The organism is Sphingobium chungangianum (genome assembly GCF_977014255.1).
The window spans coordinates 450,360-463,922 of the sequence record NZ_CDRNIV010000002.1 but is presented as its reverse complement, the minus strand read 5'-3'; the positions used below and the strand labels follow the sequence as shown (position 1 = coordinate 463,922).

The window sequence follows — 13,563 nt, the reverse complement described above, 5'->3', positions numbered from 1 at the left end:
CCGTCCATTTTAATCAGAAAGAAGCGGATTGCCCAGATTGGGCGGGGTTTGGGCGCGCGCTCCGTGCCAACCTTGTGTCCCACGTTTCACGAAACTCGCTCACGGGGATGTCGGTCGAACCAGAAGTCGCGCGCCTGAAATAGTCAGCTATCCGTTCAGAGCGCGTAGTCGATCTGAGCCCAGAATTTCTTCGTGTCAGCGTCACCGGTGAAGCTGGCGATCCCCTTGCGATCATAATCGGCATATTTGACGAGAGCGCTCAGATGCTTGTCGAGCTTCAGCGTGACCTGCGCATTATATTCGTCGCCATAATGGATCGACAGCCGGTCGCTGCTGAAATGATGATAGGTGAAGGACGCGACGAGCGGCCCCGCCTTGCCGATCTTGGGCACGGTATAGCCGACGCCCGCATAATAGTCCTGAATGCCTGTCCCCGGCGTCGTCAGGAACTTGTCGGCCCAGCCGTTGAACTTGTGCAGCGTCGCGAAGGGCGTCTGGAAGGCGAAGCCACCCGCAATCCCCGTCGCACCCGCATCGGAGCCGAGCAGTTCATATCCGCCGGTCAGCTTGAATGCAGCGACATCCAGCCCCAGCTCCGCAGCGGCGTAGTCCGCCGAATAATCGACAGGATTGCCCCTATAGTCGCTTTGATGCGCATAGCTGGCGAGGTAGCTGAGCTTCACCTTCTTCGACAGCGGCATCGCGCCCGCGAACCGCGCACCATAGGTCTGGCTGCTGTTCCGGCGCAGCGCCGCCACAGCTTCATCCTCATCGACGAGATAGGCAAAGCCGGTCAGCGTGCCGTACTTGGTCTTGTAGGAGATATTGGCGAAAATATCGTCGCCATCGATTTGGGTCGGCCGGTTGGTCGCGCCGAACTTGCCGCCGTCGATGCCCCAGATGGTCCGGGCCGAAATCGCGTAGGTCACGTCGACCTTCAGATTTTTGACGCCCATATATTCGATGCGCACGGCATCGAACGTCTGTTCATTCTGGCGCCAGGCGACCGATCCGACGAAACGCTGATCGTCCAGATTGATCCGCTGACGGCCGACCGTCACCACTAGCGGCTTGGTGCGATATTGGAGCTGGAGACGGTTCAGCTCGACATTTTCCGGGTCTGGCACGACCGGATAGAGCGTCTTGCCATTGACGCCGCTATTATAATCCTCGTCGATCGCCAGCGTGCCTTCCCCCTCGGCCAGGAAGGCGAACGGCCCCTTGGAAATCTCGCCACCCGCGCGCAGACGCACGGTCACCGCATCGGCGTCGCGGCTGCTGGTGAGCGGCGCAGGACCATCCTGGTCCACCGTCTCATACCGCAGACGCGCCTCGATGATCGGCTTGAACACAATGTCCTGCGCCAGCACCGGTGTCGCGATCGCGGACAAGGCCGTTGCCGATAACAGAAATGAAACTCTACCCATAAATTCCCCTTCAAATGCTTCCGATGGCTCTTTTCGGCCTTTTCAGAGCATCCCCTCCAAGTTGAAACGTCTTGAATCTCAGGCGGCGAGCGTTGCTGGATTGCGGTAGCGCTCGTGCAGGAAGTGGATGACGGCCGATCGTGCCTCGGAATATTCAGGCGTATCGATGGCTTCGAGCCGGTTGCGCGGCCGGGCGAGCGTGATGGTGCGATCCTCGCCGATGCGCGCAGCCGGGCCGTTGGTCATCATCACCACCCGGTCGGCCAGCAACACCGCCTCATCAACATCATGGGTGATCATCAGCACGGTGTTGTTGAGCCGCGCCTGCAATTCCATGACCACATCCTGCAACGCCGCCCGCGTCAGCGCGTCGAGCGCGCCGAAGGGTTCGTCCATCAACAGCACGCGCGGGTTCATGGCGATAGCACGGGCAATGCCGACGCGCTGTTTCATGCCGCCCGAAAGCTCGCCCGGCCGCTTGGCGGCGGCATGCGCCATCTGGACCAGTTCCAGATTATGCATGACCCAATCTTTGCGTTCGGCCTTGCTCTTGCCCTGCGCCGTCTTGTCGACCGCCAGCCGCACATTTTCCTCGACCGTCAACCAGGGCAGCAGCGAATGGTCCTGAAAGACCACCGCCCGATCCGGTCCCGGTGCGTCCACCACCTCCCCATCTAGGAAGATGGCGCCGCGCGTCGGCTTGACCAGACCCGCCACGGCATTGAGCAGAGTCGACTTGCCGCAACCAGAATGGCCGATCAGCGCGACAAACTGTCCCTTTTCAACTTCCAGATCGATTCCGTCGAGCGCGCAGAAGCGTCCCGCCTTGGTCGGAAATTCGACCGTGATGCCTTCTAGCGCGAGATAGCTGCGTTGTTTCATGAACGCCTCCCTTGTTCAGCCTGCGCGGCCGATGATGCGGCCCGCAAAGGCGACGATGCGGTCCAGGGCGAAGCCCACCAGCCCGATCCAGACCAGCGCCACGATGGTGTCGGTCAGCAGCGAGCTGTTGTAACTGTCCCAGATGAAGAAGCCGACGCCGGTGCCGCCCTGCACCATTTCAGCGGCCACGATCGCGAGCCAGCTCATGCCGACGCCGATGCGCAGGCCGGTGAACATGTGCGGCACCGTGGCGGGCAGCATGACGCGGGTGAAATATTCGATCGGATTGAGCGCCAGCACCTTTGCGACATTGCGATAGGCCGCCGGAATGGTTTGTACGCCCGCAGCCGTATTCAGGATGACCGGCCAGATCGCGGTGATGAAGATCAGGAAGATTGCCGAAGGTTGCGCCTGCTGGAAAATGGCGAGGCTGATGGGCAGCCATGCCAGCGGCGGTACTGTCCGCAACACCTGAAACAGGGGGTCGAGCGCTCGGAAGGCAAATATGCTCTGCCCGATCAAAATGCCCAGCGCCACGCCGACCACCGAAGCCAGGCTGTAACCGATCAGCACACGGCTGAGGCTGGTCAGCACATGCCCGGCAATGCCGACATCGCCGCCGTCCTGAATGCTGAAATGGGTGAGGCCGACGTCCAGGCCCTTGAACGGATGGACGATCACCTCATGACTTTCCTGCCAGACCTTGAGCGGGCTGGGGAAGGTCGTGTCGGGTGAACTGCACAGCAGCTGCCAGAAGGCGAGCAATCCGACCAGCATCACCAGCGTCGGCAGAACAGTGGCGACCACGGTCCGCGCCGCCTTCACCAGCGGATGGACTGGCGCCGCGACTGGTTCGAAACTGCGGCGCGCAATTGCCTCTTCGGGATAGGGCAGGATGACCCCCAATTCGGTGGCGGCTGTAGCGGCACCGGCGGCCGAAGCCGACGGTGCGCTCTTGCCGTTGGATGATGGTAAAGCCATGGCTTTCTCCCTCAATCAGACGCGCTTGATCGCCAGGCTGGCCAGATAGGCCTTGGGATTGGCGGGATTGAATGTCTTGCCGTCGAAGAATTTCTCGACGCCGCGGCTGTCACTGGCCGGACCCTTGCCCCCCAGCATCGCGGCCGCCTTGCGCCAGATGTCGGATCGGTTGACCTTGGCGATCGTGCCCGTGGTGTCGAGCGTCATGGGCAGCTTACCCCAGCGCTGCTCCTCGGTCAGGAACCACAGGTCATGGCTCTTGTAAGGGAAGCTGGCATAGCCGTTCCAGAACTTCATCTTGAACGGTGCGTTCGGGTATTTCCGCCCGTCGCCCATGGCGAAGTTGCCCTGCAACCGGTCGGCAATGTCGGTGATCGGACATTTCAGATAATCGCGGCCAGCGATAGCCCCGGCGAGGCGCGTGACATTGTTCGGATTGTCGGCCCAGCGCTGCGCCTCCAGCACTGCCGCCGTGATCGCGACGGCCGCGCGCGGATATTTGGCGACCCAGTCGGAACGCATCGCAAAGCTTTTTTCGGGATGGTTCATCCACATCTGGCCAGTCGATACGGCGGTATAGCCCAGTTGTTGCGCGACCAGCTGGTCGTTCCACGGCTCACCCACGCAGAAGGCGTCCATTGTGTCCGCCTTCATGTTCGCGACCATCTGCGCCGGCGGAATGGTGATCAGTTCCACATCCTTGTCGGGATCGATGCCGCCCGCCGCCAGCCAATAGCGTATCCACAGATCATGCGTGCCGCCGGGGAAGGTCATGGCCATGGTGATCTTCTTGCCCGCGCCCTTGCGCTGCGCGATCACGCCCTTCATCTTGGCGGCGTTGATATCGGCCTTGGCACCCAGATATTCCTTGGACACCGAAATGCCCTGGCCGTTGACGTTAAGGCGGGCAAGAATGCTCATTGGCGTTGCCTTGCCGATCCGGCCCAGCGTCAAAAGATAGGGCATGGGGGTCAGGATATGCGCGCCGTCAATGCCGCCAGCGGCGCTGCCCAACACCAGATTGTCCCGCGTCGCGCCCCAACTCGCCTGCTTCGTGACCTGCACATCAGGCATGCCATATTTGGCGAAAAGGCCCAGTTCCTTGGCAATGATCAGCGGCGCCGCATCCGTCAGCGCAATGAAGCCGAGCTTGGCGCCGGTTACTTCCGGCCCGGCCCCAGCAGCAAAGGCGCCGGACGGAAATGCCTGTTGCACTGCGGCAAAAAGGGCCGCAGTTCCGGTCGTCTTGAGCAGCCCCCGCCGACTGACGCCATTCGGATTGTCCACCTCTGCCATTCCCCAAATTCCTTCCCTGTTGTGCGCTTCGGCTGCACGAAAGGCGCAGCCAGCCGTCGCCGGAAATGCGTTCCGGCGTTTGAAGATGATGTTGAGAGCCGCGCGGCAGCATCCAGGCCGCCAGCGGAAAACCAATAAAAAAGCCGCCAGGATAAAGGTCGATCGACCTATCCGGGCGGCGTCATTGCCGTGCAGATCCGTTTTAAGGATCGACGTTGAACCGTGCCGTCATCGGCTAGGTTCAACTTATGGATCGAAGCGCCCCTGCTCCGATAAAAAGCAAACTGTCATCGATTCATTGGAGTCGCAAGCAATATTTTGCGATGCACAAATTTAATTCGACCATTGTCTTCCGCTCAGACGAGGAGGACATAAGCCGCCCCCAACCCGGCGCACGTAAACAGGACCGGGATCATGCCGACTTTGAAGCGGAAGACGGCGATCGCTGCGCCCACTGCCAAAACAAGCGCCGGAAGGTTCAGCGACGCCAGAACGGGCATATCGAAACTGCTGCCCAGGAAATGGACCGGCCGTACTTCGCGGAACAGGGTATGGATCGCAAACCACAGCGCTAGGTTCAGGATAACCCCGACCACGGCGGCAGTGATTGCGCCAAGAGACGCCGAAAGTGCCCGGTTCCCTCTCAGCCCTTCGACAAAGGGCGCACCCGCGAAAATCCAAAGGAAGCAAGGCACGAACGTAACCCAGGTTGTGAGGATTGCCCCCAGCGTTGCCGCCACGAGCGGGTTCAACCCGGTCGCTTCGCGAAATGCCGCGAGGAAGCCGACGAACTGCGTCACCATGATGAGCGGACCGGGCGTCGTTTCCGCCAGCCCCAGACCATCCAGCATCTCGCCGGGGCGCAACCAGCCGAAGGTGCCCACCGCCTCTTGCGCCACATAGGCCAACACCGCGTAGGCTCCGCCGAAGGTCACAACCGCCATCTGGCTGAAGAAGGCCGCGATTTTGGTGAAGACATCGTTGGGTCCCGCGAAAACGAACAGCAGGACCACGGGTGCAAGCCAGAGGAACAGCAAGGTTGTCGAAATCTTGAGCGACCAGGAAAGGTTGGGCCGGGCGTGATCCGGCAGGCCTTCGCCAAGTGCGGTGTCGCGATCATGGACAATGTTGCCGCCGCCCGATCCGTGGCTGCCGCCGCCCCTGAACGCGGGAAGACCCGCCCGGCCGCCGATATAGCCGCCAAGTGCGGCCGCCAATATGATGACGGGGAAGGGCGCGCCCAGGAAGAAGATCGCTGCGAAAGCTGCGACCGCCATGCCCCGCATCACGTTGTTCTTGAGCGCGCGGGAGCCGACGCGAACAACTGCCTGAACGACGACCGCCAAAACTGCGGCTTTGAGGCCGAAGAAAAGGCCTTCGATCAGAGGCGCATGGCCGAGCAGCACATAGATGTAGCTCAGCGCCAGGATCGCCAGGAAGCCGGGGAGGACAAACAGGGCTCCGGCGACCAACCCGCCCTTGGTTTGGTGCAACAGCCAGCCAATATAGGACGCCAGTTGCTGCGCCTCTGGACCAGGCAGTAACATGCAATAGTTGAGTGCGTGCAGGAAGCGTTCCTCACCGATCCAGCGTTTCTCATCGACAAGGATGCGGTGCATGACTGCGATCTGACCTGCCGGTCCGCCGAAACTCAGCGCGGCGATCCGCGCCCAGACGCGCACGGCCTCACCAAAGGCGATTCCATGATCTCGGGGCGTAACAGCGACGCCTTCGTCAAGATCGGTGATGGTGGCGCTCATCGGTCGGACTTTCTTGTGCTGAAATAGGCGTGGAACTGGTTGAGCGCCTCGCTGGCGGTGGCGATGCGCTGGAGATCGTCGTCAGTCGATGCGCAAACGCCCGACAGCATGGCGCCGACGCCCGCCGTTTCCGGCCGGGCGAACTTGCCGTCGCCAATGTCCAGTTCATGGATGATCTCACCGATCGCCACGAGCGCATGATCATTTATCAGGTCAGCGCGCATGAGCAGCGTCTCGAAGCTGCAACGGCCGCCTTCATGCGTGAATTCGGCATCGACCATGTCGAAGCGGAGTTCGCCCTCGACGGGATCATAATGGCGGCCGTCGACGAATTTGAACCGGGCGTTCGGGTCGATGAAGCGCCGGATCAACCAGGCGCAGGCGATGCGATCGACATGGATGCCGCTGCGCGTGATCCAGGTGCGGCCGATAAGGTCGATCGGCTGTGGCGCGTCCGCCGGTTCGGCTCGGCTCACATCGGGATGCTGATAACGTTGGCGGTCCAGCTCCGCCAGCGCCGCCTCGGCGTCCTGACGACCATGAGCGCCAAAGAAGTCCAATCGGCTGGCCTCTTCCATCCGCTTTTGCAGGCGCGCGATATCGGCGCCGCTGGCCGGTCCCGTTTCCAGCAACCGGCGAGCGGCCTGCGCGATCTCGTCATAGTCCGCATCTCGCGCGGTATCGAACAGCGTGCGGACGTCCAAGTCGGTCTGGCCAACCAACAGTCGGGCCTCGATGAGGGTGGCTTCGCCGCCATTTTCCGTGATCTCGGTCAGAAGCTCCCGGAACGCCGCCTCACCCTCGACCGAACGCGGAAGGACGTGGACGGCATTTTTGAGAGGAACGGCGCCAATCGCCTGCAATCGCCGCCAGATTTTCACCCGCAGATAGGGCGGCTTCGCAGGAAGCTGATGCAGAAGGGCAAGCCAAAGGCTGGTATCGGTCTGACTCATGATGCATATGTATCATACAAAAGATTCATGAGTAATAGGAATATCAATTTCAGATATCTTGTTCCAGCGATGGCCGCCCTCCTGCGTGATTGGGAGGATTTCAGGATTGTCGTGGATCAACTGCCGAAGCAACGCCTCCTTGAACCCGTCCGCTGATCCAGTTCGACGCTCCAGTTTTTGGGTCTTTCATCCGCCCCTATCAGGAAGGGCGCGCCGAGCGCTTGACGGGCGGGCAGGGGGCTCATCTGGGTCGCAGGCTGAAGGCAGTGTCCCTCCGCGGCGAGGCGAGGCGCAATAAGGCCTGTGGGGATTTAAGATTCCCATTTTGGCGAAGATGTGATTCACGCTTTGGATGGATCGCTTCATATTGACCGACGCCCAATGGGCGAAGATGGAACCGCATTGTCTGGGTAAGCCGACTGACCGAGGGCGGAGCGGGAGAAACAACCGGCTATTTATGGAGGCCGTGCTGTGGATTATCCGGACAGGCAGTCCATGGCGCGACCTTCCTGCGGTGTTCGGTAACTGGAGCACGGTGTTCCGACGATTCCGCGACTGGCGCAAAGCCGATGTTTTCAAACCCACGTCGAAGCAAGCCCATCCCGCTCGGTAGCGAGATGTACAAGTGGCGGCATTTGATCGAAAACTTTTTCTGCAAACTCAAAGAGTTCAAGCGCATCGCCATGCGCGCCTGCCAAACAGATCAAAGATTCGAGGCCATGATCTGCCTCCCCGCCGCCGTCATCAACTCGCGATGAATCCCCACAGGCCTTAGGTTGCAGACCCACAATCGCCATAGTCCGGTGTAGATGTAGCTAAGCGAAACTCTTGTATTTGCTGCCACGCTAATCGTGCAAGCTCCGGAAATGCTTCGGCCCGCTCCGCTGCTTGCACGGATGACGCCGTGCCCCGGATGACGCGGCCTTTGATGCCGTGAAAGATGGCCGCCAACCGAAAGAAATTGAACGCAATATAGAAATGGTAATTGGGAATAGAGGCTCTGCCTGTCCGCTTACAATAAGCTGCGACATATTCGTCCTCAGTTGGAATATTGAATGCGGCAAGGTCGACGCCGCCCAACCCCGCCACGATGTGGGGCGGCATACGGTACATCATCGCGTTATAGGCGAAGTCCGCGAGCGGATTACCGAGCGTCGACAGTTCCCAGTCGAGAACGGCCACAACCCGCGGTTCCGTTGGGTGGAAGATCATATTGTCAACGCGGAAGTCGCCATGCACGATCGATGACTCGTCGTCGGGCGGAATATTAGCGGGCAGCCATTCGATCAGCCGATCCATGTTCGGATCGCGTCCGGCCTCGGCATCTCCAAGGTACTGCCGCGACCAGCGGTCGATCTGGCGTGCGAAGTAATTGCCAGGCCGGCCATATTCACCCAGCCCTACGGCGTGATAATCAACCCCGTGAAGCTGGGCCATAGCAGCGTTCATCGCATCGAAATAGGCCGGGCGGTCGGCAACATTAACCTCTGGCAGCGTAGCGTCCCAGAAGATGCGCCCTTCCACCAATTCCATGACATAGAACCATCGGCCGATCACGCTATCGTCAGTGCACAGCCCATAGACATGTGCCACCGGGAAGCCGGCTTTTTCGAGGCCGGTCAATACCTGCGCCTCGCGTTCGATCGCATGCGCCCCGGCCAGTAACTGCCCCATAGGCTTACAGCGCAGAACATAAGCCCGGCCAGGCGTCATAAGCCGGTAAGTCGGGTTGGATTGCCCGCCCTTGAACTGGTCAACACTCAACGGACCGGTGAAACCCGCGACATTCGACTTCATCCAGCGGGCCATCGCCTGCTCATCGAAGCCCTGACCCGCGCGTACCGGGGTCGTGCCCACATTGGACTGCGGATCGGTGCTCATTCAATATTCGCAATCGCGAAGGTGCGCTTGATTTTTTTGGCCAGCGACCATTTATGAACTTCTGTCGGACCGTCATAAATGCGAAAAGCCCGGATTTCTCGAAAGACCTGCTCAACGACCGTATCGCGCGATACCCCCGTGCCGCCCAATATCTGTACGCAACGGTCAGCGACGCGGTAGAGCGCCTCCGACACCGCAACCTTTGTCATAGAGCTTTCAGTCACAGCTTTGTCTCCGCGGTCGAGTGCATCGGCGCACCAGTCGATGATCAATTCACTCTGCTTGAGGTCGATCAAATTTTCCGCGAGCATGAAGCCGACGCCTTCGTGATCGATCAGCAACTGGCCGAAGGCCTTGCGTTTGAGCGCATAGGCTGTCGCAATTTCGTTGGCACGCATAGCGCTCCCCAACCAGCGCATACAATGTGTCAGCCGGGCCGGGCTGAGGCGTATCTGTGCGTAGGCGAACCCTTCGTGCGGCGCACCGAGGATGGCGCTGGTCGGCAGGCGTAAATCCTTGATCGTGACGACCGCATGGCCACCCGGCATCGAACTGTCGATGGTGTCGATCAGCCGATCCTGCCTGATCGCGGGATGCGGAAGATCGACCAGAAACATGGTCGCGGCATCCTTGCCGTCGCGCACCGTCTTTGCCATCAGGATCGCGAACGCCGCGCCTTCGAAGCCCGTCGCGAACGCCTTGCGCCCGTTCACGATCCAGTAGTCGCCGTCCTGCCGCGCCATCGTCATCATCATCGAGGGATCGGACCCGGCGCCGCCCTCTTCCGCTGGTTCCGTCATCAGGAAGCAGGAGCGGCCGTGCCCCGCGATCAGCGGATCAAGGAAACGCGCTTTCTGCTCTGTCGTTGCGACGTGGCCTAGAAGGTAGATATTGCCCTCATCCGGCGCAGATGTGTTCAAAGCGACGGGGCCGAGCGGTGACAGGCCCGAAGCGCGCAGGATCAGTGCGGTCCCGCGGTGGGTGAAGTGAGAGCCATCTGGTCGAACATGCGGTGTCAGCAGCCCCGAAGCGATGGCCTTGGCCCGCATCTCCTGGACCAACGCATCGGACGGCCCATGACCTCCCTGGTGATAATCCGCCTCAAAAGGGATGACGACATTCCTGACGAAAGCTTCCACCTTGCCAGCGATGATTTGCGCTTCGCCGAGATCATTTTCCATCAACTTGTGTTCCTGCACATGGCTGGACGGAGGGACTGCCTATTGCCCTGTTGGACCTCACAGCGCCTCGATCCCGGCCCTCAGTGCATTGAGGAAAGCGATGACGGGGCCTCCGTCGATCGCGCGGTGGTCGAAGGTCAGTGAAAAACAGACCATCGGCTTCACCGCCACAGTCCATTCACCGTCTACCATCGCTGCGCGAGGCGAGTGAACGATGCCGCCCACGCCCAGCAGCGCAACTTGCGGAACATTCAGCAAGGCTTCGGCGCGCATGACAGGTCCGACAGAGCCGGGATTGGAGATCGTAAACGTTCCACCTTCCAGATCCGCTTGCCTGACCGATCCGGTACGGACGCTCTCCGCCAATGCGGCGATTGCCTGAGTGAGCGCCATCGGGTCTTGCTGTTCCGCGTTACGGATCACCGGCACTATCAGGCCATCTTCCGCATCGACCGCGATCCCCAGATTGACCGTTGGCCAAAGCGACAGTTCCTGCTCGCCCCAAGTCGCATTTAACTTTGGATGTTTGAGAATGGTTGTCGCAGTGACATGGGCGATATAGCCCAGAATGGAAGGCGTGGGTTGCCCCGCCTCTTTCAGGGCGGCGCGCCTTGCGAACAGCGCCGAAAGATCGATCTGCATATCCGCCGTCAACGAAGGCACTGCCGCCGCTTTCGTCAGCGTTTGGGCAATGGCCTTTCGCCGCATCGAGTGCGGCGCGAGCGTCGGCCGATCGCCGCCGCCTGCGGCAAGAACGTCGTCCTGCGTGACTTTGCCGCCGGGCCCGGTTCCGGTCACGGCCGACAGGTCAACGCCATGATCCTTTGCAAGTTTGCGAACCAGCGGGCTTATCCGTCCCGCAATGCCTTTCATGTCAGTCGGGTCGGCCGTTGTGGTCGAGGGCGCAATGGCCTGCTCCGCAACTGTGGCCGGGCCAGCCTCATCAATTGCCGCCAGCGCCTCCGCGATCGCGGTCGGTGACGTGCCGGGCGGAACCCAGAGGCCAACCTTGTCGCCAATCTTCATCTCGTCGTCTGTCCGACCGATCTGTCGGGCGAGTATCCCGGCCTCGACCGCTTCGACTTCCGTTGCGGTCTTGTCCGTCTCCACCTCGTAGAGGATATCGCCTTCTTTGAAACTGTCGCCTTCCGAAATTCGCCATTCAAGGATCTTGGCATTCTCTACCGAGCCCATTTGCGGAATGTTGAGGGTGTGTAGAATGGACATTGGCATTTCCTCAAAGGCTCATCAGGTCCCGTGCCATCTGTGCGATGGCATCGATGGACGGGATCGAAAGGGCTTCCAGATCACTGTGCTGGGGCAACGGAAAATCCTTCGCGCCAAGGCGCAGGATTGGTGCTTCCAGATCGAAAAATGCGGTTTCCTGTATCTGCGCCGCGATTTCCGCGCCGGGGCCAGCGGTCTTGGCCGCTTCATGGACGACCATTGCACGATGCGTCTTGCGCACCGATCCGAGCACGCAGTCCCAGTCCAGTGGCACAAGGCTGCGAAGATCGATCACCTCGACATCGATGCCGTCGGCGGCGAGCTGATCGGCCGCAGCAAGTGAGCGAGATACCATCGACCCATAGGTTATCAGCGTCATGCTGTCGCCTTGGCGGCGGATCGCGGCCTTGCCGATCTGAACGATGAATTCAGGGTCGAGAGGGACAGATCCCTTGCTCCACCCCAGGCTCTGGACACTGTGAAACAATACGGGGTTGGGTTCGCGCAGCGCCGCTTTCATAAGCCCCTTTGCATCTTCCGGCGTCGAGGGAACGACCACCTTCAGTCCCGGAAAATGCATCCCCAAGACTTCGGTGCAGCTTGAGTGTTCCGGCCCCGCGCCGCCCATCGCTCCGATCGGGAAAATGATGACGGCAGTCATCGGCACATTCAGGCCGTGCATATAGCGCCATTTAGCGAGCTTATGATAAATCTCATCGCCAGCGATCAGGGCGAAATCGCCAAAGCCCATATTGATGACGGGCTTCATCCCCGCAATCGCCGCCCCGGTGGCGAGGCCCGCCTCGAACGCTTCGGAAATATTGCTGTCCAAAACCCGGTCGACGCCGAACTCGTCGATCAGCCCCTTTTCCGTGCCGAACCATCCGCCCGTGGCGACACCTTGCCCCAGCACGAATATGCTGTCGTCGGCGCGCATTTCTTCAATCAGGGCAAGGCCCATCGCCGCATTATAGCCCATCGTTTCAGTCGACATAATAAAGATCCCGTTCGATAACCGACATGTCGGGGTCGGGCGCGGCCTTTGCCTCCCGATAGGCTGCATCCACGATGCCTTCCGCCTCCTCGATCAGTCGCGCAGCGGCATTTCCCGAAAGCCGCGCGGCCAGAACATCCAGCGGATCGCGATAATCGTCGAATTCGCTGTCGCTGCGATAATTTTGGGGATCGCCCGCATAATGCCCGCGACGGCGCGTGACCTTGGCTTCGATCAGCGTCGGCCCGTCGCCCCGGCGCGCGCGATCGACCGCTTCACAGGTCGCCGCATAGACTTCGATCGCATCCTGGCCGTCGACGATGACACTGGGAATATGATAGCCCGCCGCGTAGTCAGCGATGTCCGTCGTCGGGTTGACCGATCCCAGACGCGTACCAACCAGCAGGCCATTATTCTCGCAGAAATAGATCAGCGGCAATTTCCATGCCGCAGCGTGGACCATGGTTTCGTGAAACGTGCCCCTTGCGGACGTGCCGTCGCCGAAATTTGCCAGCGAGACCCGCCCGTCCTTTCGGATCTTGGACGCAAGCGCTGACCCGCCAGCCAAGGGATAGACGCTGCCTAGCGTCGCGCCTTCGCCCATTACGCCGATCGAATAGTCGGCCCAATGAGGAACACCGCCACCTTTGCCGCGTGTCGCGCCCGACATCTTGCCGAGCAGGTCGCCAAGGATGGGGCCGGGCGCCATCCCCTTGCCAATCGCCCAGGCAGCGCCGCGTCCCTGATACCAAAGATAATCCGATGTCGCGAGAGCGGCGGACGCGCCGATAGGCGCAGCCTCCTGTCCTTCGCCCGGATGCCACCAGCCGGAGAATTTATGATCGCGCGTGTGGCGCAGCATTAACCGTTCGATCGCGCGCGATACCGCCATGCGCGAGAACATCGTCTCGACGAGTTCTGAATTTGGCTCCGACATTGGCCCTCTTCCCATTTGATTGTTTGCGGCAAGACGCGCGTGCA

Annotated in this window: 11 protein-coding genes and 1 pseudogene; 1 reads left to right on the top strand and 11 read right to left on the bottom strand. The window is 60.6% G+C overall.

Annotated features, from left to right (window positions below; translation table 11 throughout):
- Nucleotides 1-155 precede the first annotated feature (155 nt).
- The 6 genes from ACWNC0_RS02255 to ACWNC0_RS02230 form a co-directional block, all read right to left on the bottom strand.
- On the bottom strand, nt 156-1,427 hold the full coding sequence (locus tag ACWNC0_RS02255) for an alginate export family protein (protein WP_449469309.1): 1,272 nt from the start codon (nt 1,425-1,427) through the stop codon (nt 156-158).
- A 78-nt stretch (nt 1,428-1,505) separates the two neighbouring features.
- Nucleotides 1,506-2,309, bottom strand: coding sequence for an ABC transporter ATP-binding protein (locus ACWNC0_RS02250; RefSeq protein WP_449469308.1), 804 nt, complete (start codon nt 2,307-2,309; stop codon nt 1,506-1,508).
- Between the two features lie 15 nt (nt 2,310-2,324).
- Entirely contained in the window at nt 2,325-3,290 is a 966-nt protein-coding gene (ntrB, locus tag ACWNC0_RS02245) for a nitrate ABC transporter permease (RefSeq protein WP_449469307.1), read from the bottom strand.
- Nucleotides 3,291-3,305: 15 nt separating this feature from the next.
- A complete protein-coding gene (locus ACWNC0_RS02240; RefSeq protein ID WP_449469306.1) occupies nt 3,306-4,586 on the bottom strand; it encodes a CmpA/NrtA family ABC transporter substrate-binding protein in 1,281 nt (426 codons plus the stop codon).
- A gap of 356 nt (nt 4,587-4,942) precedes the next feature.
- Nucleotides 4,943-6,346, bottom strand: coding sequence for a chromate efflux transporter (gene chrA, locus ACWNC0_RS02235; protein WP_449469304.1), 1,404 nt, complete (start codon nt 6,344-6,346; stop codon nt 4,943-4,945).
- The gene (locus ACWNC0_RS02230) at nt 6,343-7,299 is read right to left on the bottom strand and encodes a chromate resistance protein ChrB domain-containing protein (RefSeq protein WP_449469303.1); all 957 of its coding nucleotides are present in this window, start codon (nt 7,297-7,299) and stop codon (nt 6,343-6,345) included. Before ACWNC0_RS02230 ends, chrA begins: the two co-directional genes overlap by 4 nt.
- A gap of 352 nt (nt 7,300-7,651) precedes the next feature.
- On the opposite strand from ACWNC0_RS02230, the pseudogene ACWNC0_RS02225 reads away from it, so the two are divergent.
- Nucleotides 7,652-8,057 (top strand): annotated as a pseudogene (locus ACWNC0_RS02225) (transposase).
- A gap of 13 nt (nt 8,058-8,070) precedes the next feature.
- Here ACWNC0_RS02225 and ACWNC0_RS02220 read toward each other — a convergent pair.
- From ACWNC0_RS02220 to ACWNC0_RS02200, 5 genes are read right to left on the bottom strand one after another with little or no spacing between them, the layout of a single operon-like run.
- Nucleotides 8,071-9,180 carry a phosphotransferase gene (locus ACWNC0_RS02220; RefSeq protein ID WP_449469301.1) on the bottom strand — a complete coding sequence of 370 codons (1,110 nt, stop codon included), beginning with the start codon at nt 9,178-9,180 and terminating at the stop codon, nt 8,071-8,073.
- Nucleotides 9,177-10,361: an acyl-CoA dehydrogenase family protein gene (locus ACWNC0_RS02215; protein WP_449469300.1), complete on the bottom strand. Its 1,185-nt coding sequence runs from the start codon at nt 10,359-10,361 to the stop codon at nt 9,177-9,179. The genes ACWNC0_RS02220 and ACWNC0_RS02215 overlap by 4 nt, the downstream gene beginning before the upstream one ends.
- Before the next feature lie 57 nt (nt 10,362-10,418).
- The gene (locus ACWNC0_RS02210; RefSeq protein WP_449469298.1) at nt 10,419-11,588 is read right to left on the bottom strand and encodes a dihydrolipoamide acetyltransferase family protein; all 1,170 of its coding nucleotides are present in this window, start codon (nt 11,586-11,588) and stop codon (nt 10,419-10,421) included.
- A gap of 10 nt (nt 11,589-11,598) precedes the next feature.
- Complete coding sequence (locus tag ACWNC0_RS02205; protein WP_449469296.1) at nt 11,599-12,582, bottom strand: alpha-ketoacid dehydrogenase subunit beta; 984 nt, start codon at nt 12,580-12,582, stop codon at nt 11,599-11,601.
- Complete coding sequence (locus tag ACWNC0_RS02200; RefSeq protein WP_449469295.1) at nt 12,572-13,519, bottom strand: thiamine pyrophosphate-dependent dehydrogenase E1 component subunit alpha; 948 nt, start codon at nt 13,517-13,519, stop codon at nt 12,572-12,574. The genes ACWNC0_RS02205 and ACWNC0_RS02200 overlap by 11 nt, the downstream gene beginning before the upstream one ends.
- Between the last annotated feature and the right edge of the window lie 44 nt (nt 13,520-13,563).

Excerpts from the sequence above, each read along its gene's own strand:
- ACWNC0_RS02255 (WP_449469309.1), bottom strand. The coding sequence starts at position 1,427 with ATGGGTAGAGTTTCATTTCTGTTATCGGCAACGGCCTTGTCCGCGATC.
- ACWNC0_RS02250 (WP_449469308.1), bottom strand. The coding sequence starts at position 2,309 with ATGAAACAACGCAGCTATCTCGCGCTAGAAGGCATCACGGTCGAATTT.
- ntrB (WP_449469307.1), bottom strand. The coding sequence starts at position 3,290 with ATGGCTTTACCATCATCCAACGGCAAGAGCGCACCGTCGGCTTCGGCC.
- ACWNC0_RS02240 (WP_449469306.1), bottom strand. The coding sequence starts at position 4,586 with ATGGCAGAGGTGGACAATCCGAATGGCGTCAGTCGGCGGGGGCTGCTC.
- chrA (WP_449469304.1), bottom strand. The coding sequence starts at position 6,346 with ATGAGCGCCACCATCACCGATCTTGACGAAGGCGTCGCTGTTACGCCC.
- ACWNC0_RS02230 (WP_449469303.1), bottom strand. The coding sequence starts at position 7,299 with ATGAGTCAGACCGATACCAGCCTTTGGCTTGCCCTTCTGCATCAGCTT.
- ACWNC0_RS02220 (WP_449469301.1), bottom strand. The coding sequence starts at position 9,180 with ATGAGCACCGATCCGCAGTCCAATGTGGGCACGACCCCGGTACGCGCG.
- ACWNC0_RS02215 (WP_449469300.1), bottom strand. The coding sequence starts at position 10,361 with ATGGAAAATGATCTCGGCGAAGCGCAAATCATCGCTGGCAAGGTGGAA.
- ACWNC0_RS02210 (WP_449469298.1), bottom strand. The coding sequence starts at position 11,588 with ATGTCCATTCTACACACCCTCAACATTCCGCAAATGGGCTCGGTAGAG.
- ACWNC0_RS02205 (WP_449469296.1), bottom strand. The coding sequence starts at position 12,582 with ATGTCGACTGAAACGATGGGCTATAATGCGGCGATGGGCCTTGCCCTG.
- ACWNC0_RS02200 (WP_449469295.1), bottom strand. The coding sequence starts at position 13,519 with ATGTCGGAGCCAAATTCAGAACTCGTCGAGACGATGTTCTCGCGCATG.